Annotated in this window: 27 protein-coding genes; 13 read left to right on the forward strand and 14 right to left on the reverse strand. The window is 52.6% G+C overall.

What is annotated here, in order from left to right; translation table 11 throughout:
- From BOW51_RS00465 to pilB, 3 genes are all read right to left on the reverse strand, one after another.
- On the reverse strand, positions 1-613 hold a 613-nt coding region (locus BOW51_RS00465), incomplete at its 3' end, for a prepilin peptidase (protein ID WP_078475913.1).
- A gap of 18 nt (positions 614-631) precedes the next feature.
- On the reverse strand, positions 632-1,885 hold the full coding sequence (locus BOW51_RS00470; RefSeq protein ID WP_078475914.1) for a type II secretion system F family protein: 1,254 nt from the start codon (positions 1,883-1,885) through the stop codon (positions 632-634).
- 8 nt (positions 1,886-1,893) lie between these two features.
- Positions 1,894-3,591 carry a type IV-A pilus assembly ATPase PilB gene (pilB, locus tag BOW51_RS00475; RefSeq protein WP_078475915.1) on the reverse strand — a complete coding sequence of 566 codons (1,698 nt, stop codon included), beginning with the start codon at positions 3,589-3,591 and terminating at the stop codon, positions 1,894-1,896.
- Between the two features lie 310 nt (positions 3,592-3,901).
- Here pilB and BOW51_RS11765 point away from each other — a divergent pair, with 310 nt between their 5' ends.
- Entirely contained in the window at positions 3,902-4,435 is a 534-nt protein-coding gene (locus BOW51_RS11765) for a pilin (RefSeq protein WP_370738143.1), read from the forward strand.
- A gap of 333 nt (positions 4,436-4,768) precedes the next feature.
- A complete protein-coding gene (locus tag BOW51_RS00485) occupies positions 4,769-5,206 on the forward strand; it encodes a pilin (protein WP_078475916.1) in 438 nt (145 codons plus the stop codon).
- A 283-nt stretch (positions 5,207-5,489) separates the two neighbouring features.
- Here the strand turns inward: BOW51_RS00485 and BOW51_RS00490 are convergent, their stop codons facing one another.
- Positions 5,490-5,708 (reverse strand): PP0621 family protein, encoded by a 219-nt coding sequence (locus BOW51_RS00490; protein WP_078475917.1) that lies wholly within the window; start codon positions 5,706-5,708, stop codon positions 5,490-5,492.
- A 334-nt stretch (positions 5,709-6,042) separates the two neighbouring features.
- On the opposite strand from BOW51_RS00490, the gene sucC reads away from it, so the two are divergent.
- The 4 genes from sucC (at position 6,043) to BOW51_RS00510 (ending at position 10,207) form a co-directional block, all read left to right on the forward strand.
- Positions 6,043-7,206 carry an ADP-forming succinate--CoA ligase subunit beta gene (sucC, locus tag BOW51_RS00495; RefSeq protein WP_078475918.1) on the forward strand — a complete coding sequence of 388 codons (1,164 nt, stop codon included), beginning with the start codon at positions 6,043-6,045 and terminating at the stop codon, positions 7,204-7,206.
- Between the two features lie 17 nt (positions 7,207-7,223).
- A complete protein-coding gene (sucD, locus tag BOW51_RS00500; protein ID WP_078475919.1) occupies positions 7,224-8,093 on the forward strand; it encodes a succinate--CoA ligase subunit alpha in 870 nt (289 codons plus the stop codon).
- A gap of 129 nt (positions 8,094-8,222) precedes the next feature.
- Entirely contained in the window at positions 8,223-9,836 is a 1,614-nt protein-coding gene (locus tag BOW51_RS00505; RefSeq protein ID WP_078475920.1) for an NAD+ synthase, read from the forward strand.
- Positions 9,837-9,868: 32 nt separating this feature from the next.
- On the forward strand, positions 9,869-10,207 hold the full coding sequence (locus BOW51_RS00510; protein WP_043115965.1) for a P-II family nitrogen regulator: 339 nt from the start codon (positions 9,869-9,871) through the stop codon (positions 10,205-10,207).
- Between the two features lie 51 nt (positions 10,208-10,258).
- Here BOW51_RS00510 and BOW51_RS00515 read toward each other — a convergent pair whose 3' ends face one another.
- Positions 10,259-10,999: a pteridine reductase gene (locus tag BOW51_RS00515; protein WP_245828272.1), complete on the reverse strand. Its 741-nt coding sequence runs from the start codon at positions 10,997-10,999 to the stop codon at positions 10,259-10,261.
- Positions 11,000-11,179: 180 nt separating this feature from the next.
- On the opposite strand from BOW51_RS00515, the gene BOW51_RS00520 reads away from it, so the two are divergent.
- Positions 11,180-12,262, forward strand: coding sequence for a class I SAM-dependent methyltransferase (locus BOW51_RS00520; RefSeq protein WP_245828279.1), 1,083 nt, complete (start codon positions 11,180-11,182; stop codon positions 12,260-12,262).
- A gap of 37 nt (positions 12,263-12,299) precedes the next feature.
- Here the strand turns inward: BOW51_RS00520 and BOW51_RS00525 are convergent, their stop codons facing one another.
- Complete coding sequence (locus BOW51_RS00525; protein ID WP_078475923.1) at positions 12,300-13,115, reverse strand: outer membrane protein assembly factor BamD; 816 nt, start codon at positions 13,113-13,115, stop codon at positions 12,300-12,302.
- Positions 13,116-13,171: 56 nt separating this feature from the next.
- Here BOW51_RS00525 and rluD point away from each other — a divergent pair, with 56 nt between their 5' ends.
- The 4 genes from rluD (at position 13,172) to clpB (ending at position 18,207) form a co-directional block, all read left to right on the forward strand.
- A complete protein-coding gene (gene rluD / locus BOW51_RS00530; protein WP_245828280.1) occupies positions 13,172-14,146 on the forward strand; it encodes a 23S rRNA pseudouridine(1911/1915/1917) synthase RluD in 975 nt (324 codons plus the stop codon).
- A 22-nt stretch (positions 14,147-14,168) separates the two neighbouring features.
- Entirely contained in the window at positions 14,169-14,900 is a 732-nt protein-coding gene (gene pgeF / locus BOW51_RS00535) for a peptidoglycan editing factor PgeF (RefSeq protein ID WP_078475947.1), read from the forward strand.
- Complete coding sequence (locus BOW51_RS00540) at positions 14,897-15,559, forward strand: lysophospholipid acyltransferase family protein (protein ID WP_135567980.1); 663 nt, start codon at positions 14,897-14,899, stop codon at positions 15,557-15,559. The genes pgeF and BOW51_RS00540 overlap by 4 nt, the downstream gene beginning before the upstream one ends.
- Before the next feature lie 71 nt (positions 15,560-15,630).
- Positions 15,631-18,207: an ATP-dependent chaperone ClpB gene (gene clpB, locus BOW51_RS00545; protein WP_078475925.1), complete on the forward strand. Its 2,577-nt coding sequence runs from the start codon at positions 15,631-15,633 to the stop codon at positions 18,205-18,207.
- A 9-nt stretch (positions 18,208-18,216) separates the two neighbouring features.
- Here clpB and BOW51_RS00550 read toward each other — a convergent pair whose 3' ends face one another.
- Positions 18,217-18,987, reverse strand: coding sequence for a TatD family hydrolase (locus BOW51_RS00550; protein ID WP_078475926.1), 771 nt, complete (start codon positions 18,985-18,987; stop codon positions 18,217-18,219).
- Positions 18,988-19,110: 123 nt separating this feature from the next.
- On the opposite strand from BOW51_RS00550, the gene BOW51_RS00555 reads away from it, so the two are divergent.
- The gene (locus BOW51_RS00555; protein WP_078475927.1) at positions 19,111-19,500 is read left to right on the forward strand and encodes a hypothetical protein; all 390 of its coding nucleotides are present in this window, start codon (positions 19,111-19,113) and stop codon (positions 19,498-19,500) included.
- Between the two features lie 60 nt (positions 19,501-19,560).
- Positions 19,561-20,424, forward strand: a complete 864-nt coding sequence (locus tag BOW51_RS00560; protein ID WP_078475928.1) for an arsenite methyltransferase — start codon at positions 19,561-19,563, stop codon at positions 20,422-20,424.
- A gap of 9 nt (positions 20,425-20,433) precedes the next feature.
- On the opposite strand, the gene BOW51_RS00565 is transcribed toward BOW51_RS00560, so the two are convergent.
- The 7 genes from BOW51_RS00565 to BOW51_RS00595 all read right to left on the reverse strand — a co-directional run bounded on the left by BOW51_RS00565 (position 20,434) and on the right by BOW51_RS00595 (position 25,220).
- Positions 20,434-21,228, reverse strand: coding sequence for a thymidylate synthase (locus BOW51_RS00565; RefSeq protein ID WP_078475929.1), 795 nt, complete (start codon positions 21,226-21,228; stop codon positions 20,434-20,436).
- Entirely contained in the window at positions 21,212-22,063 is an 852-nt protein-coding gene (lgt, locus tag BOW51_RS00570) for a prolipoprotein diacylglyceryl transferase (protein WP_078475930.1), read from the reverse strand. Before lgt ends, BOW51_RS00565 begins: the two co-directional genes overlap by 17 nt.
- 202 nt (positions 22,064-22,265) lie before the next feature.
- A complete protein-coding gene (locus BOW51_RS00575; RefSeq protein ID WP_078475931.1) occupies positions 22,266-22,589 on the reverse strand; it encodes a TusE/DsrC/DsvC family sulfur relay protein in 324 nt (107 codons plus the stop codon).
- A 109-nt stretch (positions 22,590-22,698) separates the two neighbouring features.
- Positions 22,699-23,391: a type I-MYXAN CRISPR-associated protein Cas6/Cmx6 gene (gene cas6 / locus BOW51_RS00580; RefSeq protein WP_078475932.1), complete on the reverse strand. Its 693-nt coding sequence runs from the start codon at positions 23,389-23,391 to the stop codon at positions 22,699-22,701.
- Positions 23,392-23,400: 9 nt separating this feature from the next.
- Positions 23,401-24,114, reverse strand: coding sequence for a hypothetical protein (locus BOW51_RS00585; protein ID WP_078475933.1), 714 nt, complete (start codon positions 24,112-24,114; stop codon positions 23,401-23,403).
- A gap of 6 nt (positions 24,115-24,120) precedes the next feature.
- Positions 24,121-24,312 carry a hypothetical protein gene (locus tag BOW51_RS00590; protein WP_043115949.1) on the reverse strand — a complete coding sequence of 64 codons (192 nt, stop codon included), beginning with the start codon at positions 24,310-24,312 and terminating at the stop codon, positions 24,121-24,123.
- A gap of 5 nt (positions 24,313-24,317) precedes the next feature.
- The gene (locus BOW51_RS00595; RefSeq protein WP_167367193.1) at positions 24,318-25,220 is read right to left on the reverse strand and encodes a TauD/TfdA family dioxygenase; all 903 of its coding nucleotides are present in this window, start codon (positions 25,218-25,220) and stop codon (positions 24,318-24,320) included.
- Positions 25,221-25,313 lie beyond the last annotated feature (93 nt).

A 25,313-nucleotide genomic window follows, 5' to 3' on the forward strand; every position in this document is an offset into this window, starting at 1 on the left:
CCTTTCCGGTAATCAGGCGAAACAGGTGGTAGATACTCCAGAGCACCAGGTAGGCGAACACGGTTCCATAGATGGCATCGACCGGTGACGCAAACAGGGACTGGCTGTTAATCAACAGGCCGAGCCAGACTAAAGGCAGAGTGATGCTGTCCGGCAGTAACTGCTCGTCGATGTCAATAAAAGTCAGGGCGATTAATGCCCAGACAAGAACAATCGCGGCAAGTGCCTGCGCAGTCACTCCAAAGTGGATGACTGCGTAAAGAGTCAGCAGGCCAGACAGTAGCTCGATAATTGGATAACGCGGGCTGATCGATGTTTTGCAAGTGTGACATTTGCCACGTAACAGGAGGTAGCTGATAACAGGTATGTTGTGCCAGGGTTTGATCGGGTTTTTACAAACCGGGCAGTGTGAACCGGGCAGGATTATCCCTGGTGGTTCATCCCCTGTCGATGCCTCTTTACCAAGAAACTCCTCGCATTCCTGTCTCCAGCTGTATTTCATTCTTGCGGGCAGGCGCAGGATCAGAACATTCAGAAAACTGCCGACGAGCAGTCCTGTGATACAGGCAAATACCAGGATGAGTGGTAGTGGAGCAAGCTGCAAATCCTGCATCAGTTCAATTCAGTCCTGTTATCCGACAACATTACCGAACTGGAAGATCGGCATGTACATGGCAATAACCAGGGTGCCGACGATAACACCGAGAGCGACAATGATTAATGGTTCGAGCAGGCTGTTGAGAGAGTCAACCGCGTTATCAACTGCCTCGTCGTAATAGTCAGCTATTTTCCCAAGCAGTGACTCGAGAGCACCTGTCTCTTCACCGATGGCAATCATCTGTCGCATCAGGTTCGGGAAGAGAGGCTCCTGGGTCATGGCAAAGTTGAGAGATTGACCAGTGGATACACTGTCACGCATGCGCAGGACAGCATCCGAAAAAACAGCGTTACCTGTCGCTCCGGAAACCGAAACAAGAGATTTGACGATAGGCACACCTGCGGCCAGTGTGGTTGCCAGCGTACGGGAAAAACGTGCGAGCGAGGAATTCAGCATGATTTCGCCAAGCACTGGCATTTTCAACAGTAAGCTGCCGACGGTTCGCTGAAACCTTGGTGAGCGTTTCCATGATCTGAAGAAAAGGATAAACATCGCGGCGATTCCGATAAGCATCAGCCACCCCCATTCGGCCATGATATGGGAAGCATTGATGACGATCCTGGTGAGGAGTGGAAGATTGGTTCCTGCCGATGAGAAAATTTTCTCGAACTGCGGGATGACATAGATCAGGATAATCGTGGTTACGGCAACAGCGACAGTGACGACTGCTGCAGGGTAGATCATCGCCTTCTTGACCTTGGCTTTCAGGCTCTCGGTTTTTTCACGGTAGTCTGCCAGTTTCCGCAGTACCTCTTCGAGAATACCCGCATCCTCACCGACCTTGATCAGGTTGATATAGAGCGTATCGAAATATTTCGGGAAGTGCGTCATACTATCGGAGAGTGTTGAGCCGCTCTCGATCTCTGTGCGCAAGCTGTCGACCATGCGTTTGAACGAGGGATTGTCATGGCTGCCCGCGATGATGCCCAGTCCTTGCACCAGTGGTACACCGGCATCAATCATGGTTGATAACTGGCGCGTGAAAAAAGTGATGTCCCTGCTCTTGATGGGTTTTTCAGAGAGCTTGGTCAGAAGGGTATCTTTCTTGATACTGAGTTTATTAGGGGTAACGTTCTGTTTGCGCAGCTGTGCATTGGCCTGCTTAAGGTCCTTTGCCTGTATTTCGCCCGAAACTTTTTTACCCCGACTATCCCTGCCGTCCCACTTAAAGGTTTTTATTTCAACCGCCTTTGCGGGGGATTGGGAGTCTTTCAGTTGTTTTGCCATGCTCGTTATTAATCCAGGGTGACGCGGTTGATTTCTTCGAGGCTGGTGTATCCTTGTTTGATCTTCTCGAGACCGGAACGACGCAGGTTCCATACACCCTGTGTTTCAGCCAGGTCATCCAGTTCAAGGGTTGTGCCGCCTTCCAGAATCATCTTCTGCATCGCCTCGTTGACTGGCAGTATCTGGAAGATGCCGGTACGACCACTATAGCCTTCGGTACACTTGTCACAGCCGACCGCTTTAAAAAGATTGATGCCCTTTTTGATATCCTCGAGTGAGAAACCCTCCTCGAGAAGAACTTCATCCGGCAGACTTTCTGGTTCCTTGCAGTGAGGGCAGAGGACACGAACGAGACGCTGTGCCATGATCAGCAGGACCGAGGCGGCAATGTTATAAGGTGGCAGCCCCATGTTGGCTAGACGTGTCAGGGTCTGCGGCGCGTCATTGGTATGCAGGGTTGAGAAAACCAGGTGTCCTGTTTGCGCTGCCTTGACGGCAATTTCCGCAGTTTCGATATCACGAATCTCACCCACCATGATGATATCCGGATCCTGGCGGAGGAATGCGCGTAGAGCGCTGGCAAAAGTCAAGCCAACCTTGGGATTGACATTGACCTGGTTGATTCCGGCGAGAGGGATTTCCACCGGATCCTCTGCGGCAGCGATGTTGGTTCCCGGCTTATTGATTCGGTTAAGTGCCGAGTAGAGAGTCACGGTTTTACCACTACCGGTTGGGCCTGTGACCAGGATCATGCCGTACGGACGCCCGATGGCTTCTCTATATAGCTTGTTTTGCTCGTCTGTCATGCCGAGCGTGTCTATATCGAGCTTGGCGGTACTTGGATCGAGGATACGCAGTACGACCTTCTCGCCGTACAGGGTCGGCAACGTATTGACACGAAAATCGATTGACCTGTGTTTTGACAAGTGCAAACGGATGCGACCATCCTGCGGGATGCGCTTTTCCGTGATGTTGAGTCTTGCCATGATTTTCAGACGAGATGAAAGTCGTGCGCCTGTTGTAATTGGCGGCCTGCCGACTTCACGTAAAACACCATCCTGGCGGTATCGAATGCGGTAAAACTTCTCGTACGGCTCGAAGTGAATATCCGATGTTTCGCTGTTGATTGCATCAACGAGGATTTTGTTGATGAAGCGTACGATTGGCGCATCGTCGCTGTAAGAGACCTGCTCTTCTTCATCGCTCTCTGTGTCACCCGTGTCGAATTCGATGTTGTCGAGGTGGGCTGCGTCGAGCGCGTCGAAAGCTGCTTCATCACCTTTGAACAGATCGGAATCGAGAAGCGCCTTCATTGCATCGTCGTCAATCACCACCGGCCTGGTTGAGAGGGCGGTCTTGAAGGAGATCTGTTCTATCGCCTCGAGTGCGGTAGGGTCTGTAATACCAATAAACAGGGTTCTGCCGTGCTGATGCAAAGGCATGACGTGCCGTGAACGGATGAACTCCTCGGGCAGCAGGTTGAGAGGCATATCTTCTTTAATGATGGAGTTCAGATCGAGAAATGGCAGGCTGTAGGCATCTGAGATCAGAAGGCTGAGTCTTCGCGGTGTGAACTCCTCGGAATTGAGTAGCAGGGAGACCTGGGAGCTGTCAGTTTGGTGTGACTCTACGATAAGTTTTTCTGCGCCCTCTTTGCTTATGAGTCCGCGTTTATGCAGATGTTTTACCAGTCCAGTCAGTGCCATGGTTTTTCCTGTACTAAAAAACGGTGGTATCAGAGATTGTTGAGATGCCAGAATCTCTTTACATACCAAGTGTTCAGGTTAATGCATTAACCTACATATTTCCACTGTTAGGAATGTCAAATGAGATAATAAAACAGAAGCTTTGCTGTTGCATCGAGCATTATATATTGTGCTAGACTAATGTTTATGGGGCCGTTGATTTAACAGAGCTTTTGATTGGAGGTGCTCCAAGAGAGAGCTTTTGTTGACTCCAAAGGCGTTGGATGTCCATAATCAACAATGAAAGCGGCTGTGATGCCCATGAGTCATCATGCTGAAACTGAAAAAATTATTGAATTACTTACACAAGAGGTTTATTCAGATGAAAGACGGAAAAAATCAGATCAGGAAAGCGCAAGGTTTTACACTGATCGAGCTGATGATTGTTGTGGCCATTATCGGTATTCTTGCCGCGTTGGCACTGCCCGCTTACCAGGACTACACAAAACGCGCCAAGGTATCAGAGGGAATTCTTGCAGCTTCCACATGTAAAACATCTATCACTGAAAAGGTTCAGGGAGATAATACGTTTCCGGCGGCAGGTACCGTTGGTTGTGAGAAGGGTAGCGCGGCTTCGCCAGTCTCTAATTATGTAGACGAAGTGGACTCCGGTGATGATGGACTGATCATAATAACTTTTAATGCAAATCTTTGTGTTGCTGAAGATGGTGATTGTGAAACAGCTGACCTGACACTCAAAGCTCAAGGGATAGTCAGGAGTAATATCCCAGGTTGGGATTGTGGTGTCCCAGCTCATGGTACCGATGTCGATGCTGCCTTTCTGCCATCATCCTGTCGCCCATAATCTTAGTTGCTAGTTGCTAGTTGCTAGTTGCTAGTTGCTAGTTGCTAGTTGCTAGTTGCTAGTTGCTAGTTGCTAGTTGCTAGTTGCTAGTTGCTAGTTGCTAGTTGATAATGGAAAAGGCAGCCGGTTGGCTGCCTTTTTTTTCCGACCGGAAAGTGAGCTGTCACCTGCGTTGCGTACCTTCTTCCATCATGTATAAGTAGGGGGGCTAACTCTTTGCCTATAGTAATGGTTTAAGTTAGAGTGGATATACTCTATCCATAAGAAAAATGACAATATAGACTTCGTGTAAGGTATGCAGAAATGAGATATCGCACAAAACGGGCAAGGAGGATGGCCGGGTTTACCCTGATCGAGTTGATGATCGTGGTTGCTATTATCGGTATTCTTGTGGTTCTTGCTCTTCCTGTCTACCAGGATTACACGCGGCGTTCAAAGGTTGCAGAGGCGATCCTCTCTGCATCATCCTGCAAAACCTCGGTAACTGAAGCGATCCAATCTAACGGCTCACCGCCGACTGATAATAATGCCGGGTGTGAAAAGGGTTCGGATATCTCGGTGGTTACTCAATATGTCCAGAAAATTGAGACCGATGATGGCACGATTTTGATAACGATTGTCTCCAGCCTGGATGTGGCAAAAGAGGGAGAAAGTGTTGCTGTTCTGGCGATTTCTCCTGTCTACGAAGGCGCTAAGGTGAAAGGGTGGATATGCGGCGCTAGCGGCACGACAGTCAAGCATAACTATCTTCCGTTTAGCTGTCGTCACTAGTAATGGCTGGTTATAAAAGAATATACAACAGGCAGCCAATTGGCTGCCTGTTGTATATTAATGGTGAGTGATTTTGTCCTTTGGGGATTTGCTACAGTTGCATGTCAATGGATAAGTGGATCGAGGCCTTGCTGTGATTCAAGCGTGACCTTCTGGACAAAAACCAGAGACAGCCGTTGCATGCAGTGATCACGGGCGATTGGTTTGGATATGGTTGGAACCTGGTGAACGTGGTTCAGGCTGCTAATTCAACAGCGGGCATATGTCGATCTGTATGACGATATCATTTTTTTTCCGCATGTTCACGGCAACAGTAATATTTTCCATCGACCTCGAATGACATCTCGAGTGGCACGTGCAGACCGCACTTTTCACATGCGACCATTTGCGCTTTCTTCTCCTTGCCCGGCTGCTCGGGTGTCTTGAACTGCAGCAGTCGCAGCCATGATCGAATGAAAAGAACGGCAAGGCCGAAAATGGCGGCCAGAATCAGGATTTTCATGATTACTCTCCATGTGAGCAGGGAATTATTCAGTTTTCCTCGACATTTTAAGCGAGAAATTACTAAATAGTATATTTATCCTATAAAAAATATAAAATATTATTTACTATTATTTATCAATGATCTACAAATTTTTTACTTCTGTTGTTAATTGCAATCTCAACATTTTCTGGTATTTTTTTCTAGTCAGCAGCGGTTTTATGACTATACTCATGCTGCACCGCATTATCCATGCTGTGCAACAGGTGACTACGGGTAACAAATATTGCGTTTCAGCGCATCACTCGTTAGCACTTGCATGATAACCCGAATTTAACCACTAACTGGATAAGCTATGAATCTTCACGAGTATCAATCAAAAGCGCTGTTCCGTGATGCCGGTATACCTGTCCCACAAGGAGAGGTGATTGCCAGTGCGGGGGAAGCGAGGCAAAAGGCCGAATCACTTGGCGGTGAGCGCTGGGTTGTCAAGGCACAGGCGCATACGGGCGGACGCGGCAAGGCCGGTGGTGTTGCCATCGTCGATAGCCTCGAGCAAGTTGAGAGCGAAGCGCAACGCATGCTTGGCATGACACTTGTCACACACCAGACAGGCGCTGACGGCCTGCCGGTAAATGAGCTGTTGATCGAGGAGCCAACCCCGATTGCACGTGAGCTCTATCTCTCTGTTCTTATCGACCGTGGCAGTCGCCGTGTTGCCTTCATGGCATCAAGTGCCGGCGGCATGAATATTGAAGAGGTTGCTGCCGAGACTCCCGAGAAGATTATTACTATCCAGGTTAATCCTGTTGCAGGTTTACAGCCTTACCAGTGCCGTCGTGTTGCTTTTGCGCTTGAGCTTGAAGGTACACAGATTAGAGAACTGCAGGCGATTATGACAAATCTCTACAACGTGGTTCTGGACAACGATGCCAGCCTGGTCGAGATTAACCCGCTGGTGACTACCAGCGAAGGTAACCTGGTTGCGCTCGATGCCAAGATTAACCTGGACAGCAATGCGCTCTACCGTCATCCGAACCTGGTTGCGATGCGTGACCTGAGCCAGGAAGACGAGCGCGAGGCAGCGGCGGCAGAACATGAACTCAATTACATCAGCCTTGATGGCAGCATAGGCTGCATGGTGAATGGCGCTGGTCTGGCAATGGCAACCATGGACCTGGTCAAATTGCATGGCGGTGAGCCGGCTAACTTTCTGGATGTTGGCGGTGGCGCGACCGCAGAACGTGTTGCCGAAGCGTTCAAACTGATTCTCTCTGATGACCAGGTACAAGCCGTGCTGGTCAATATTTTTGGCGGTATCGTACGCTGTGACCTGATTGCCGAAGGCATTATCAAGGCGGTCAACGAGGTGGGTGTCGATGTTCCTGTCGTGGTTCGTCTCGAAGGAACCAATGCACCGCAGGGACTCGAGATGCTCGACAAGAGCGGTCTTAACCTTGCGACAGCCGGCGGCCTGACCGAGGCGGCTAAAAAAGTGATTGAACTGGCCTCGGCCTGAACACCTGGAGAGCATCAATGAGTATTCTGATTAACAAAGAGACAAAAGTGATCTGCCAGGGCTTCACCGGAAAGCAGGGCACATTTCATTCAGAGCAGGCAATTGCCTACGGCACCAACATGGTCGGTGGCGTAACACCGGGCAAGGGTGGTCAGGAGCATCTTGGCCTGCCGGTTTTCAACACGGTACATGATGCGGTCGAAGCGACAGGGGCAGACGCCACCATGATCTACGTGCCGCCTCCCTTTGCTGCCGATGCAATTCTCGAAGCGGCAAATGCGGGTATCAAGGTGATCGCATGTATCACGGAAGGTATTCCTGTTCTGGATATGCTCAAGGTCAAGGCGGCACTGGCATCCACGGATGCATACCTGATCGGCCCAAACTGTCCGGGCATCATTACCCCGGGTGCCTGCAAGATCGGCATCATGCCGGGTAACATCCACCAGCAGGGCAAGATCGGAATCGTTTCACGTTCGGGCACCCTGACCTACGAGGCAGTGCACCAGACAACCAATGCGGGACTGGGGCAAAGTACCTGTGTCGGTATTGGTGGCGATCCTATCCACGGCATGAACTTTATCGACTGTCTGGAACTGTTCCAGCAGGATCCACAGACAGAAGGGATCGTCATGGTTGGTGAAATTGGCGGTTCTGCAGAGGAAGAGACTGCGGCCTATATCGAGGCCAATGTGACCAAGCCTGTTGTTGCCTATATTGCCGGTGTCACTGCGCCTGCAGGCAAACGTATGGGGCATGCCGGAGCGATCATCAGCGGCGGTGCCGGTACAGCTGAAGGCAAGTTCGCAGCTCTCGAGGCGGCTGGCGTTACAACGGTCCCTTCACCTGCTGAAATTGGCGAGAAAATGGCATCCTTGTTGGCCTAATCCCGCAGCATTTCGCATTCAAAGACTGGTATGATCAGCATTAAAGAGCTGTTGGTCATGCCAGTTTTTGTTTTTGGTGTGGCTCGTCAGTATGAAATACCAGGGTAAAAGAAAAGTTACGGGGTAATCATGGCATTGCGAGTTGTCTTAGCACAGGTCAACCTGTTGGTCGGTGATATAGAGGGGAATGCCAGGCAGGTTATCAGGTTGGCATCGCGTGCACGTGATGAGCAGCAGGCTGACCTCATTGTGTTTCCGGAACTGACGCTGACCAGTTATCCTCCTGAAGATCTGCTGTTGCGTCCCGAGTGCCCGGAAAGGGTAGAGGATGCGCTGTCTGAAATCATGTTGTCCGTTTCCGGTATCACAGTGGTCATTGGCTATCCGCGTTCGACTGAAACCGGTATGTACAACATGGCCGGCGTGTTTCGCGATGGCGAACTGCTTGGTGAGTACAGCAAATGGCTGCTGCCCAACTACAGCGTATTTGATGAGAAACGCTATTTTAGTGAAGGCGACAAGGCGCTGGTTGTCGATGTTGAGGGTGTGCCTGTCGGCATTACCATCTGCGAGGATTCGTGGTTTTCAGAGCCAACTGCTGCAGTTGCTACGGCAGGTGCGAAACTTGTTCTCAATCTCAATGCATCTCCCTTCCACACCGGAAAACCTGTCGAGCGTGAAGAGCTGGTAGGTAAGCGCTCGTCAGAGAATGGTGTGCCCATTGTTTACTGCAACCTTGTCGGTGGACAGGATGAGTTGGTGTTTGACGGTGGTTCATTTGTTACCGATGCTGCAGGCAGTGTGTGCGCACGTGCCCCATTTTTTGTCGAGTCGGAAGAGCTCATCATCTTCAATGAGGAAGATGGGGTGCTGGAGCCGGAACACTCTGAAGTGACTCCCCATGCGGATGAGGAAGTTGAGGTTTACCAGGCGCTGGTGCTCGGTGTTCGCGACTATGTTAACAAGAACGGTTTTCAAGGTGCGGTGCTGGGATTATCGGGCGGAATTGATTCTGCACTGACGCTGGCAATCGCAGTTGATGCGCTGGGTAACGAGCGTGTTGAGGTCGTACTGATGCCGTCACGCTATACGGCGGACATGAGTAACGAGGATGCGGCGATCCAGGCTGACAAGATGGGCGTACTCTACCGGGTGATCCCGGTTGAACCGGCGTTCAGGGCGTTTCTCGGTATGCTTGAAGGTGAGTTTGCAGGCCTGCCTGAAGATACCACTGAGGAAAATATCCAGGCACGCTGCCGCGGTATCATTCTTATGGCCCTGAGTAACAAGACAGGTAAAATGCTTCTGACTACTGGTAATAAAAGCGAAATGTCTGTTGGTTATGCCACGCTCTACGGTGACATGGCAGGCGGATTCGCGCCGATCAAGGATGTGCCGAAAACACTGGTCTACCGACTCGCAGAATATCGTAACCAGGAAGAAGAGGTGATTCCGAGGCGTGTTATCGAAAGGCCGCCGTCGGCTGAGTTGAGGCCTGACCAGGTTGATACAGACAGCCTGCCTGACTACGAGGTTCTCGACTCGATTTTATGGCATTATGTAGTGCTTGATCACGGCGTAGAACAGATCGTTGCCGACGGTCACGATGAAGAGACGGTTCGTCGCATTACCGGCATGGTCGACAGGAATGAATACAAACGGCGTCAGGCTCCTCCGGGGGTCAGGATTACACGACGTGCATTTGGCCGTGACCGCCGTTACCCGATAACCAACGGATTCTAGAAAGAGGTTCGCTTAAGGAGCGGAGACAGATAATGAAAAAAGTAGATGCAATCATCAAGCCATTCAAACTCGACGATGTACGCGAAGCCCTGTCAGATATTGGCATAACCGGCATGACTGCCACTGAGGTCAAGGGATTTGGTCGTCAAAAGGGACATACCGAACTCTACCGTGGCGCTGAGTACGTGGTTGATTTTCTGCCCAAGGTAAAAATTGAACTGGTGGTGGCAGAAGAGCAGGTCGATCAGTGTATCGAAGCGATTACCAATGCGTCGCGCACAGGCAAAATCGGTGACGGCAAGATTTTTGTCAGCCCGATTGAGCAGGTCGTGCGTATCAGAACCGGTGAGACCGGCAAGGAAGCGATTTAGGCTTTCTGCAGCCAGCAGCCAGCAGCCAGCAGCCAGCAGCCAGCAGCCAGCTTACTGTTGCGTCATACGACCGCCATCAACAGCAATAATCTGTCCGGTAATATAATCTGCTTCCGTAACCAGGAAGCGGATAGTGCTGGCGATGTCATCGGGGCTACCGGGGCGTTGCAGTGCTGTGCGTGACAGCATTCGGGTCTTCTCTTCATCAGCGAGGCCGTGTTCGGGCCACAGGATAATTCCGGGTGCGACACCGTTGACGCGCACATAGGGCCCCAGTTCACGCGCAAGTACCTTCACCATCATCGCGTTGGCTGCTTTAGCCATTGAGTAAACCGCGAAATCCTTTTTCGGACGGCAGCCGTGAACATCGACCATATTAACAATTGAGCCATTTGACTCTGTCAGCCAGGGAGCGGCGGCCTGGGCAAGAAAAAAGGGTGCTTTCATATTTGTGCCGACAAGATCTTCCCACTGTTCCGCTTCCACGTGCCCCATTTTTGTTGCATAGAAACTTGAAGCGTTATTAATCAGTGCATCGAGACGCTGGTTGAAGGCAGCTGCCTGCTCAACCAGGTTTGGAATGATTCCTTCCTCGAGTAAATCACCTTGAAGCATGGTCGCTGAGCGCTCACGCAGTGAGTTGAGTGCAGCGGCCAGTTTTGCTGCGTTGTCAGATGAATTGCGGTAATGAATCACTATGTCATAACCGGCAGCATGCAGCAGGCGTGCGGTGGCGGCGCCAAGTCTGGTGGCACCACCTGTAATCAGGGCTGTTTTTCTTGTCTGTTCCACTGCAATTGCCTCGCTGAGTCTATTGGCAGAAATAGTTGCTGCCTAATTTGCTACACTCGTTTTATTGAATAACGTATTTCATTATTACGCGCTATGCACATAAAGTCACTGCCACAGCCCGGCGACGAAGAATCAGTTCTCAGTCAACATTTGCAAGCCGCCATTTGCGATGAAATTGAAGTGGCCGGTGGCAAAATCGGCTTTGATCGTTACATGGAGATGGCTCTCTATTACCCGGGGCTCGGTTATTACGCCGGTGGGCAGCAGAAGTTTGGTTCACAGGGTGATTTTGTTACAGCGCCAGAGGTGTCGTCACTCTATGGACAAGCACTTGCACGCCAGGTTGCCGAACTGTTGCAGCAACTCGACAAGGGTTGTGTGATTGAATTCGGCGCCGGCTCGGGAAAGTTGGCAGTTGACCTGGTGACACAGCTGGAAGCGGATGATGCTCTTCCGCAAAGCTATACGATCATTGAGCTGAGTGCTGAACTCAGGCACAGGCAGCAGCAGACAATTCGTGAGTCGATCCCGCAGCACGAGTCACTGTTTCACTGGCTTGATCACTTGCCGGAGAGCCACGTCGAGGCAGTCATTATCGCCAACGAGGTGCTTGATGCAATGCCGGTGCATCGTTTTCGTCACACTGCCGGCAGATTTGAAGAGCTGTTGGTCGGCTGCAGGGAAGGGCGCTCCGTCACCAGTTGGGGACGCTGTTCGGTAGTACTCACAGACGCAATTACGGCGCTCTCCGTCGATTTTGACGAGGGTTATGAATCGGAGATCAACCTGCGCTTGCGTCCCTGGATTCATGCCCTCTCCGATCTTCTCGGGCGTGGCGCAGTCCTACTGGTCGATTATGGTTACGCGCGGAGTGACTACTATCATCCCGACCGTTATTCTGGCACCCTGATGTGCCACTACCGGCACATAGCACATGATGATGCACTCTTGTGGCCAGGGCTACAGGATATTACTTCACATGTTGATTTTACCGCGGTTGCCGAAGCGGCCTCTGCAGTGGACCTCGATGTACACGGCTACACCAGCCAGGGCAATTTCCTGATTGGCTGTGGTATTGATGAGTTGATCGCCGAGTCAGGGCAAGGGCTCAATATGACCGACTCGTATAGCCAGGCAGGGGCGGTTAAGCGCCTGATGTTACCCACCGAGATGGGAGAGGTATTCAAGGTGATGGCCCTGGGCCGGGGGATCGAGCAGCCCTTGCGAGGATTTGGTTTCAGGGACTTAACCGGCAGCCTGTAGGAACGCCACCAGGGCGGCGCTCCTGCAGGTTGTTTGATCAGTTTTCGTCGAGACCGAAGTAGTCCCAGATGCTGCGCAGCAGACTCTTTTCACCTTCCTTGTACTCATCAGAGGCAAAGTTGGCTTCGTTAAGCGCCAAAACACGGCGTGTATCTTCAGCCAGTTTCGGTAGTTCCATCTTGTCGTAGGCCTGCGCCATGATTTCCAGGGCATCCTTGACAGAAGGCGTGCGCTGATAATTCTGAACGACATAGATTCCACGGTTGGCGGCTGCAAGGTAGGCTCCGCGATCCAGGTAGTATTGAGCAACATGGACTTCGTGGCGTGCAATTGAGTTGTGCAGGAAGATCGCACGCTGCTTGGCATCTTTGGCATAACGGCTTGCAGGGTAGCGTTCTACAACTTCACGGAAAGCATCATAGGCTGCCTGGAACGTTTCCGGATCACGCTGTGATGAATCGGTTGGTATAAAACGGTCCAGCAGGCCAAGATTGCGGTTGAGGTTAACCACGCCCTTCATGTAGTAAGCATATGCGACCTGGGGGTGCTCCGGGTGCAGACGAATGAAACGGTCTAGTGCATCAATAGCCGAGTCCGCTTCATCATACTTGTAGTAGGCAAACGCAATGTCGAGTTGAGCTTGTGCTGCCTGGTGACCGTACGGGTAACTTGCCTCAAGTAACTCGTAATACTTGATCGCGTCTTCGTAGTCGCCTTCAGCCAGGGCACCAGATGCTTCGGTATAAAACCGGTCGGCAGACCAGTTCCTGGTTTTATCATCATTTTTCTTGTTTGATGCGCAACCCGCCAGCAGGATTGCAGCGAGCAAGATGTAGAGGAAGTGCCGCCCCATCTGAGATTAATTCCTGTAATATTCGCCGAATGGACGAAAGTATAACGGATTTGACGTTGGAAGCGACAGAATCTGATCAATCTGAACCGGATTATCTGCAGGCAGTGGTCGATTTGCAGCTCTCGGGCAGCCGTCTCGACCAGGCTTTGGTGGCTCTTTTTCCCGATTATTCACGCAGCAGACTACAATCCTGGGTGAAATCGGGGCGTGTTCGCCTGAATGGCGAGGCTGCCAGAAACAAGGATAAGGTCAAAAACGGTGATGTGATTCTTCTCGATGCTGAAGAGGAGAAAGTGACCTATGTCCGCGCTGAAGAGATCGCGCTCGATATTGTCTATGAAGATGAGCACCTGATCGTGGTCAATAAGCCTGCAGGGCTTGTTGTGCACCCGGCTGCCGGGAATCCGGCCGGAACCATGCAAAATGGCCTGCTGTATCATGCGCCGGAACTGGAGAAGCTGCCGAGGGCAGGCATTGTTCACCGGCTCGACAAGGAGACCTCCGGTCTGCTGGTGGTGGCACGCAGCCTGAAGGCGCACAAACGCCTGGTTGAACTGCTGCAGGCGCGTGATATTCATCGCGAATACCGAACCATCGTCAACGGCGTGCTGATTACCGGCGGCCATATCGATGCGCCGGTCGGGCGTCATCCGACCCAACGCGTCAAGATGGCTGTCGTGCCATCCGGCAAAGAGGCGCAGACCGATTACCGCGTCTTGGAGAAATTTCCTGCGCACACACTGCTGCAGGTCAAATTGCACTCGGGCAGAACGCACCAGATACGCGTCCACATGGCACACATTCGTCACCCGGTGGTAGGAGATCCTGTTTACGGTGGGCGTTTGCGCCTTCCTGCAGGTGCCACTGAACCTCTCAAGGAGGCGTTGAGGCATTTCAAACGCCAGGCACTACACGCTTTCAAACTGGGTTTTGATCATCCACACACTGGCGAATATGTCGAATGGCAGGCCGAGATGCCTGATGACATGCTGAATCTGCTCGAGACACTGCGCGAAGACGCCAATGCCTGATCGTATCGTCAGGCGTGACGGAATGCACTGGATTGAACCCGATTGGCCGGCGCCAGCGAACATCAAGGCTATTTCCACTATGCGTCAAGGCGGCATCAGCAGTGAGCCATGGGCGAGCCTTAACCTGGGTGATTATGTCGGGGATGATTCACAACATGTTGCACATAACCGTGCGGAACTGGTTCGTGCCGCAGGTGTGCCAGCTGAACCGCACTGGCTCAGGCAGGTGCATGGCTGCGATGTGGTTGAGACGCAGCACGTTCAGGGCGGGTGTGATGCCGATGCAGCCTGTTCATTTCAAAGCGGTGAGGTGTGCGTGGTGATGACGGCCGACTGCCTGCCGGTACTGATCTGTGACCGCAGTGGCACTATGGTCGCAGCAGTGCACGCGGGCTGGCGTGGTCTGTGCGACGGTGTGCTCGAAGCTGCAATCGCCAAACTGGAAACGTCTGCCGGGAACCTCGTTGGATGGCTTGGCCCTGCCATCAGCCAGCAAGCTTTCGAGGTTGGTGAGGAGGTACGCGATGCCTTTATTGCCAGGGAGAGTCGTGCGCAAGAGGCATTTATACGAAACCGGCAGGGGCGCTGGATGGCGGATATCTACCTGCTGGCACGTCAACGGCTGGAAAATGCAGGAGTTATGCATGTGTTTGGCGGTAACTATTGTACTTTCACTGAAGAGGGTGACTTCTTTTCATACCGGCGCGACGGCATCACCGGGCGCATGGCCAGCATGATCTGGATTGCCCCATGAGCACACTTGCCTGGCTGTTGCTCGCTGTATCAACGATCGTTGTACTGTTTCACTTTGTGATGCCTGCTTATAACGGTGCAGACTGGGGGGCGCCGTTTCTCAACCGACTGGATGGCCTCAACCGTCTCTTCTGTCGATTTCTCCATCGGCTTCCTGCAGACAATTTCGACTTGCCTGAGAGTGGACCCGCAATCGTGGCTTCCAACCATGTCTCCGGACTTGATTCCCTGTTATTGCTTGCAGCCTCGCCAAGGCCCTTGCGTTTCATGATTGCACGTGAGCAATACGAACGCTTTGGTATGCGGTGGCTGTTCCATGCGCTTGGTGCGATCCCGGTCGATCGCAGTGGCAGACCCGAAAAGGCGATGCGCGAGGCTGTCAATGCATTGAAAGCGGGGGAGGTCATCGCAATATTCCCGCATGGGAAAATCCATCTTCCCGGTGATCCTCCGCGGAAACTGAAAGGCGGTGCCGCGAGACTGTCAGCCATATCCCAATGCCCGGTTCATGCACTCATGATCGAAGGTATACGCCTGAAGGGAGTTGTCGTTGCCTCGGTTTTTGTTCCTTCGCGCGCCACGGTAAAAGAGGTCGCTGTGCTCTATCCGGAAGATGGCGCGCATGCTCTTCATGAGCAACTTGAGAAGATCTACACTTGAAGCGTTGATTCCACGGCGAATGTCCCAATATAAAAGGCAACAGATTACTATTTTTTAAGTGAGTTGCACCCATGCGAATGGACAAATTGACCAACAAGTTTCAACTGGCGCTGGCCGATGCCCAGAGCCTGGCTGTCGGGCGGGATCACCAGTTTATTGAGCCTTTTCACCTTCTGGTTGCTTTACTGGATCAGGAAGGTGGCAGTACACGCCACCTGCTTTCGAGTGCTGACGTCAACGTTAACCAGCTGCGTTCCCGTCTTGGTGAGATGCTTGAGCGTCTGCCGAGTGTCGAGGGGCATGCGGGAGACGTGACGGTTTCAAATGATCTCGGTCGCTTGCTCAATCAGACCGACAAGCTGGCACAGAAGCGCAATGACCAGTACATCTCCAGCGAACTTTTCCTGCTTGCTGCAATTGAGGACAAGGGCGAGGTTGGCAAGGCATTGCGTGATGCAGGTGCGGCCAAAGGCAGTATTGAGAAGTCTATCGATTCGGTACGCGGTGGTGATGCCGTGAATGACCCGAATGCCGAAGACCAGAGACAGGCGCTTGAGAAATACACGATTGATATGACCGAGCGTGCCGAACAGGGCAAGCTTGATCCTGTTATCGGGCGTGACGAGGAGATTCGACGCTCAATCCAGGTACTGCAGCGTCGTACCAAGAACAACCCTGTGCTGATCGGTGAACCGGGTGTCGGTAAAACCGCGATTGTTGAAGGATTGGCGCAGCGTATCGTCAACGGTGAGGTGCCCGAGGGTATCAAGGGCAAGCGTTTGCTGTCACTTGATCTCGGCGCACTGCTTGCAGGTGCCAAGTTCCGCGGTGATTTTGAGGAGCGACTTAAGGCGCTGCTCAATGACGTTGCCAAGTCCGAGGGCAATATCATTCTTTTCATCGATGAGATTCACACTATGGTTGGTGCGGGTAAGGCGGAAGGTGCGATGGATGCCGGAAATATGCTCAAGCCTGCACTGGCGCGCGGTGAGCTGCACTGTATTGGTGCCACTACGCTGGATGAGTACCGCAAGTATGTCGAGAAGGACGCTGCACTTGAGCGTCGTTTCCAGAAAGTTCTGGTCGATGAGCCGAGTGTCGAAGATACCATCGCAATTCTGCGAGGACTCAAGGAGCGCTACGAAGTGCATCACCGTGTCGAGATTACTGATCCGGCGATTGTTGCGGCTGCAACCCTGTCGACACGTTACATCACTGACCGTCAGCAGCCAGACAAGGCGATCGATCTGATCGATGAGGCGGCGTCAAGAATTCGCATGGAGATCGATTCCAAGCCCGAGTTGATGGATCGTCTCGAACGTCGCCTGATTCAGCTCAAGATAGAGCGCGAGGCACTCAAAAAAGAATCGGATGGCGCATCGAAAAAGCGTCTCAAGGTTCTTGAAGAGCAGATTGCCGAGTTGGAGAGCGAGTTCTCCGACCTCGATGAAATATGGAAGGCGGAAAAGGCCGCTGTGCAGGGTACTGCACATATCAAGGAGGCGCTTGAACAGGCGCGAATCGAATTTGAAACCGCTAACCGCGCAGGCGACCTGCAGCGTATGTCGGAGCTCCAGTATGGACGCATTCCCGAGCTCGAGAATCAACTCTCGCAGGCGGCGGAAGCAGAAGCCGGGCAGCAGGAGACACAGCTGTTGCGCAGCAATGTTACCGAGGAGGAGATTGCCGAGGTGGTGTCGCGCTGGACCGGAATTCCTGTCAGCAAGATGCTTGAGGGTGAGCGTGACAAGCTGCTGCAGATGGAGCAGCAGTTGGGCAAGCGTGTGATCGGCCAGGGTGAGGCGGTCGGTGCGGTTTCCGATGCGATTCGCCGCTCGCGTGCCGGGCTTTCCGATCCGAATCAGCCGAATGGCTCATTCCTTTTTCTTGGTCCGACCGGTGTCGGTAAGACCGAGCTGTGTAAATCGCTTGCAGAGTTCCTTTTCGATACTGAAGAGGCGATGGTTCGCATCGACATGTCGGAGTTCATGGAGAAGCATTCGGTCGCACGTTTGATCGGCGCACCTCCTGGCTATGTCGGTTACGAGGAGGGCGGTTACCTGACCGAGGCCGTGCGTCGCAGGCCCTATTCCGTGATCCTGCTCGACGAGGTCGAGAAGGCCCACCCGGATGTCTTCAATGTACTGTTGCAGGTGCTTGATGACGGTCGCCTGACGGATGGTCAGGGTCGTACGGTCGATTTCCGCAATACGGTGATCGTTATGACCTCCAACCTGGGTTCTGACCTGATTCAGCAGATGGCCGGTGAAGAGAACTACGAGTCGATGAAAAACGGCGTGATGGAAGTCGTGGGTGGTCATTTCCGTCCCGAGTTCATCAACCGTCTCGACGAGATCGTGGTCTTTCACCCACTCGGTCGCGAGCAGATTCGTGCCATTACGGATATCCAGATCAGCTATCTCAGGGAGCGTCTTGCTGCTCGCGACATCACGCTGAATGTATCAGATGCAGTGCTTGACCATCTTGGTGAGGCGGGATTCGATCCTGTCTACGGAGCGCGTCCACTCAAGCGTGCCATCAGGCAGCAGCTTGAGAACCGCTTGGCGCAGGAGATCTTGTCAGGACGGTTCGGTCCGGATTCGACAGTCCACGCAGAACTCTCTGGCGGCGACGTAATTTTCAATTAAATATTGAGCTCAGGAGACGTCCGGCAGGTTGAAAACCCGCCGGGCGTTTTCCGTTGTATAGCGCTCGACTTCTTCCGCTGATTCGCCACGCAGCTTGGCAAGAGTATCCCGTACTTCCGGCAGGTATGCAGGGCTGTTGCGTTCTCCATGATGATTGAAGCCGGTCATGTCGGGGGCGTCTGTTTCAAGCACGATGGCTTCACTGGAAATCTGGCTGGCGAGCGTGTGCAGCCTGCGTGAGTGTGGGTAGGTCAGCATGCCGCCAAAGCCGAGGCAGAATCCGAGAGACTGGTAGTGTTCCGCCTGTTGCAATGAGCCGTTGAAAGCGTGCACCGTACCGCCGCGCACATGTGTCTCCTTTAGCAGGTGAATCATCTCGTCATGCGCTTTCCTGACGTGCAGAATCACGGGAAGATCCATTTCTGCAGCAATTTCGAGCTCCTGTTGTAGCAGCTTCATCTGGTGATTTCTGTCTGGATCGGAGAGGGCAAAATCGAGGCCGATTTCACCAACTGCGATAACTTCCCCGTGTTCGACAAGCAGTTCCCTGAGCTTGCCAATATCTGGTGCCTGGTGCTGCTCCATAAAGTAGGGGTGCAGGCCGAGGGCTGCGTGCAGAAAAGGGTGTTTATGGCACAGGAGTAACGTGCGCCGCCAGCTATCCGCTGTTGTTCCCGGAATGACCAGGTCTGTTACACCGGCGTTGGCGGACCCCGCCAGTACAGCATCACGGTCGCGATCAAACTCTTCAAAATCAAGATGACAATGGCTATCGATCATCTCTCCATTCTGAGTGCTGGCAGGAGTAATTGAAAGAAATTCCTGCTACTGTCGGTCTGATACCAGGTAACAGAATGATTCAGTGAGCGTTTGTTCAGTGAATCCTGACCAGGGAGAAATGATATGCGACATGAGAACAGGCAGTTTGAATATGATGGAAAACAGATTAACCTGGCCCTGAGTAAAAGGGCGATCAGGCAGTTGCAGCAAAGGGAAGAGAGCCTGCATGTCAACATGGAGCTGCTGTTCTCATGCCTGCTGCGTAAACGCGTGCTATTCAGCGATGAGCGCCCATCGGAAGCTGATACTTCTCTGGGTGATGTCGATAAACTCGCACTCTATTTTACCCCGCGGATGACAAAGGCATGTCATGTAAGCGACCTCTACGGTCCACCTGATTCGGCCGCCTTCCCGTTACAACATACCAGGCGTTTCCTACCCGGATGGCTTGAAATCGAGTATCATCCGCGTGACGGCTGGAAGGGTGCTTTCGGCTATGCTGGTGGGCATTGAAAAATTAACAGCGTGCCTCAATATTTTAATGTCAGAAAATGATTTCAGAGAATAAGCCTGATGAGTAAAGAGAACAGTTGTTGCCAGCCATCCGATACCGCAGGGGACGAGCGCAAGGCTTTCGATAGTGATGATGCCCACAAGCAGACGGTACGAAGCGTCTATGGATCGGTAGCGCGAGCTGATGATGCCGGTGGATGTTGCGGCATCGAATCGAGTTGTTGTGGTGTCAGTGATGATATTTCGATTAATACTCTGATTTCCACTCGTCTTGGTTACAGTCAGTCAGAACGCGACCTGGTTCCAGAGGGAGCTGACATGGGTCTCGGTTGTGGCAACCCTAAAGCGATTGCTGCACTTCAGCCTGGAGAGGTTGTGATTGACCTTGGAGCTGGTGGTGGCTTTGACTGTTTCCTCGCCGCCAACGAAGTAGGCGAGGAAGGCCGGGTGATTGGTGTCGACATGACGCCTGACATGCTTTCCAAGGCACGAAATAATGCACTAAAGGGAAAATACACCAATGTGGAATTCCGTCTCGGTGAAATCGAGTATCTACCGATTGCTGATGCATCTGCCGATGTGATTATTTCCAACTGCGTGGTTAATCTCTCATCTGACAAGCCACAGGTTTTTCGTGATGCTTTCCGCGTGCTGAAGGCTGGCGGCCGGCTGGCCATCTCCGATGTTGTTGCTACTGTCGAACTGCCGCCCGAGATGCGTAACGATGCCGGGTTGATTGCCGGTTGCATGGGCAACGCCTCCCTGGTCGCGGACCTGGAAGAGATGATGAACGATGCGGGTTTCGAACAGGTACGTATTCATCCAAAGGACGAGTCGAAAGAGTTCATCAAGGACTGGGCCCCGGGCCATAATGTGACCGACTACGTTGTCTCTGCAACCATAGAGGCGGTTAAACCTGCATAGCTTTACTGGCTAAATGGCTACCGGTGCCTTGATATGCGGGTGGCACTGGTAGTCGACCACTTCGAAGTCATCAAAACTGAATTCAAACAGGTCTGTTATATCCGCATTGATGCGCATGCTCGGTAGTGTGTAAGGCGTGCGTGAGAGTTGCTCGTCAGTCTGTTCGAGATGATTCAGGTAGAGATGCGCATCACCGAATGTGTGAACGAAATCACCAGCCTCCAGCCCGCACACCTGTGCCATCATCATGGTCAGCAACGCATAGGATGCAATGTTGAAGGGTACTCCCAGGAAGATATCGGCACTGCGCTGGTAGAGCTGGCAGGAGAGTTTGCCGTCAGCAACGTAAAACTGGAAAAAGGCGTGGCAGGGTGCCAGTGCCATCTTGTCCAGTTCACCGACATTCCATGCTGAAACAATAATGCGGCGAGAATCCGGGTTGGTTTTGATCTGCTCGATGACCTGTGAGATCTGGTCAATATGCCTGCCGTCAGGCGTCGGCCATGAGCGCCACTGGTAGCCATAGACAGGACCAAGATCGCCTTTTTCATCCGCCCACTCATCCCAGATGGAGACGCCATTCTCTTTCAGGTAACGGGTGTTGGTGTCGCCCTGCAGAAACCACAGCAGCTCGTGAATGATAGAGCGCAGGTGCAGTTTCTTGGTGGTGACCATCGGAAAACCGTCGGCAAGGTTGAAGCGCATCTGGTGTCCAAAACGCGACAGGGTACCAGTACCGGTACGGTCTTCTTTGCGGGTGCCTTCATCGCGCACGAGGCGCATCAGGTCACGATACTGTTGCACTGGGGGTCTCCATATTTTTATAGGTGATCAGCAGTAACAGGGCGCCGCCAATTATCATCGGTAGAGAGAGTAGCATACCCATGGTGAACCAGTTACCGAACAGGTAACCGATATGTGCATCCGGCATGCGCACAAACTCGACCGAAAAACGGAACAGGCCATAGAAGATCAGGAACAGGGCCGAGACAGCCATGACAGCTCTCTGTTTGGCTGAATAGAACCACAGGATCAGGAACAGAACGACGCCCTCGAGTCCTGCCTCGTAAAGTTGAGAAGCGTGTACCGGCGCAGACATGCCTGCATCCGATACGCCAACGCGTTGGCACAGCTCGTAAGATCTTTCGCAGGGAACTTTCATGCCGACTGCAAGTGTTGTCGGGCCACCCCATAGTTCGGCATTGATAAAATTGGCAATGCGACCGGTCAGCAGTCCAATGGGCACCAGCGGGGCGATAAAATCAGTCACTGCAAAAAAGCGCCGCGAGGTTTTTTTCGCATACAGCCACATCGCAAACATGACGCCGAGCAGACCGCCATGAAATGCCATGCCGCCTTCCCAGATGCGCAATACGCGTAGTGGATCGGCGAGTGTTTCATCAAACGAGTAGAACAGAATATAGCCAAGCCTGCCGCCGAGAATCACGCCGAGCGCAGCGTTGAATATCAGGTCCTCTATCTCTGCAACTCGCCAGCCGCAAGCAGGCTGAGTGCGGGCGCGATAGCGTGCCAGCCACCAGGCGGCAACGAATCCGACCAGGTACATGATGCCGTACCAGTGAATTTTAAGTGATCCGATTGAGAGCAGGACCGGGTCGAGATCTGGGTATGTCAGCATTGTGGATAGGGGTTATCTGTTTGGCGACAGTTTAGCATTAGTCGTTGGTCATTAGTCACTAGTCGTTAGCCGGGGATCAAGTCAGCACGTTACAAGCAGGCAGAATGAGCGGGCTTACCTCGTCGTTGTTGCGAGGTGCGATCAGCTTGCAACAAAAAAGGCGACCGAGGCCGCCTTTTTCAGATTGCTCTGCCTGGGCAGATCAATAACCACCCTTACGTGCAATGTAAGGCAGACCCGCAAGACGGTTGCCCTGCTTGCTGGGTGCGCCCGGGAACAGGACGTAGAGGTCCTTGCTGCCGATTTTCTTACCCCAGACCTTGCTCATGCCCTTGACGATCATGCGCTCCATCGGCTGGCTCTGGTTGTTATTGAAGTACTCGTCACGCAGGTTGTTGAGTACATCGATATGTTCCTGGGTCAGCTCGGCCATGGTGTCATCAGCTGCTGCAAGTTCACGTGCAACGTCTTCGCTCCATGCGTTTGGATCTGTCAGATTTCCGTTAGCGTCTGTATCAAGTGCCATGCTTCTACTCCTGTTCTTGTCAAAATAGTCTTGTAAATTGTGTGCTGATTTTACGAAAAGTCCTTATTAGCTGGCAACTAGCCTCTTTGGGATAGATGTTGTGCATTTATTACTTTTCATCATCCATTTTTGTGACAGCCTCTATTCCCTTGTGCGGAATAAAGATGCCAAATCCCATGTGCCTGCCGGAGCCGAGTCCGACTTCCTGCAGCTTGAGGGTTTCCTCGGTCAACAGCTCTGCCAGCATCAGGCTGCGGCTCTCGATCGGACCGTCCGGTGTATAGACGCTGACGTTCTTGCCGCACATCGCCTTCTTGATACGGATATCGTGCTGTTTCAATTCATCGGCGATGCGCTGCAGAAAATCCATTTCACTCTCATCTGCGTGGCTCTGCACGTAGCGTGAGAAGATTGTTCCCTGCTTGCTCAGCGGACGTTCTTTTGCCTTGCCGAGTGTGATTTCACAGCCGCCCAGGTTGAGCTGCGCGCCGCTGAGTTTCTCTTCAGTCGCGCTTGCATGTTCACGCGGTACGCGCAGGGTGAGCCTGGTTCTGCGCGAGATGATGAGGCGGTTCTCAGTGTTGAAGTCGGGTCTCTCCCAGCCGTTTTGCGAGCCGGCAACATGAATCGTGTGTACCCCGAAGCGTCCATCCTCGAGTATCTCGGGCACAATCGAGGTGATCGCTGTAGAGAGTGCCCAGGCGTGGTCGACCGGAATTTCGCGTCCACGAATCTCGAACAGGAGATCGAGGATGCTATCCGGTACCTTCTCGTGAATTTTTTCGTCTTCTTCCCAGAACATCTCTGTTACCTAGTGTGGCAGTGAGGCCTGGATCGCGTCACGGTCGATCCACCAGTCATCCTGTGCCAGGACATCGATGACATTGCGCAGGCGTACCAGGAATTTGTCAGGGTCGTTGAGTTCGAGCTTCTCGATCCAGAAGGCAAACTGCTCCTCGTTGCCTACCTGCGAGTGGCGCCGTGCGACCTGCCCCAGCATCTGATTGGAGAAGAAGGTGAGGCGCTCTTTCTCAGTGCCTTCCTCGGCGCGTACATCGGCAAGGAACAGGGCTGTCGCTGCAGCAACTGCAGCACCGTCGGCATCGTCCGGTGTGTCGTCAACGATGTGGCTCAGCAGGTGTACGCTGATCTCGGGGTCCATCGGGAATGTCACGCCCAGCCAGGCACCATTGCCGAGTGCAACGAGCGAATCGGGCTGGTCACACTGGTAGAGAATGTCGCAAGCATCTGCTGCCTCTTCCCATGCTTGTGCTTCTGCGTAGATATCGAATGCGGTACGTCCCAGCGGCCAGGCCTCGGCTCCGCGCTCGAGAATCTGGTGTGCACGCGCCATTTCGAGCAAAAGTTTTGCACGCTCGAGCGCATCGGCGCTCTCCGGTAGTTTGGCGAGTTGCTGTTGGAGTTCGTGCAGTTCGCCTTCCAGTTGGGCATCTTGTCCCAGCGTTTTGCGCAGCGAGTCCGCAGCTGTGTCCTGCAGTTTGTTCGGGTCAAATATATCCGTCATGTCAATTTACCTGCCAAGTGTGCTGAAAGCAGCTTCGAGACGCTCTTCCCAGTCATTCGGGGTGTCGAAGTACTGGGGTTTGACGTCGATACGGAAAAAGCGTTCACCACTGTTTGCAATTTCACTCACGGCAGCCTCAAGCTCCTCAAAGGTTTTGAACTGCTGGTTGGCAATCATAATTTCACTGAGTAGTAGCATAATCTTTATCTGTTTTGGTAACCGGTTTCTGCAATACGGTCACTGAATCTTGCGCGGTATAATAGCCGCTGTTGTTCCGGTGCATCGCCATCCCTGAATGCATCGCGGCGATGCAGAACATTGTTGCAGATCACGCCTTCCCCGGGCTGCATATGGTGATGGATAACCGGGTATTCAGCTCCGTTCATCAACTCGACGATACGCGCTGCCGCACGCTGTGTATCCGCATCGTCACGCCAGCTGATATTGCGTGTGCGAGCCGAGTAGCGCATATGCAGGTTGCCATCGGCACCAATCGAAAAAACAGGCCCGGTGTGGTCAGGGCGAATCTCGACACCATTTTCGATATTTGCCGGTATGGTCATTGCCTGCGGGTGCATGAGGGCATCGATCATTGTCGGATCCTCGTCACGCAGCATCATGTAGAGCAGTTCATGATCCATCAGGTCGTTGCTGCCACCCTCGGCCGCCTGCTTCACGCAGTACAGCAACATGCCGTATATCTGTTCATCACTGTCATTGTAATAGCCGTCTGTATGCCAGCTGATTTGCCTGCTGGTATAGGGAATATATGGGGTGCCTTCCTGCTTTTTCACACAAATTGCACTGACACCGCTCTGTTCGGACTTGAGATTGGCGTCGAGGCGCTTTAATCCCAACTGTGATGCAAACTGCTTGATTGTGTCTTGGTCAAGAGTGTCACGCTCTTCAAGGCGAAACAGTACCCAGTTAGTTGCCCTGACGCGTTCGCGTATGGCATCGAGCTCTGACTGCGTCAGCGCTGCAGGGTCATGCACGACCACTGGCTCGGCAAGAGTTTCTGCTGCCGGCTGTTGTTCGAGCTTCCATTTTTTCCAGCTTTCATAGGCGTCTTGATTGGCCGTCAGAAAGGGTGAGTTTTGTTGCATTGCCACATTCATTGGTTTATTACAATTTTATTGACTGCTTATAGAGTAGCCGCTAGGATACCTGCCAAACACATTCTCTGTACAGGGTTACTG

This window comes from Solemya elarraichensis gill symbiont (assembly GCF_002021095.1).
Lineage (GTDB): Bacteria > Pseudomonadota > Gammaproteobacteria > Chromatiales > Chromatiaceae.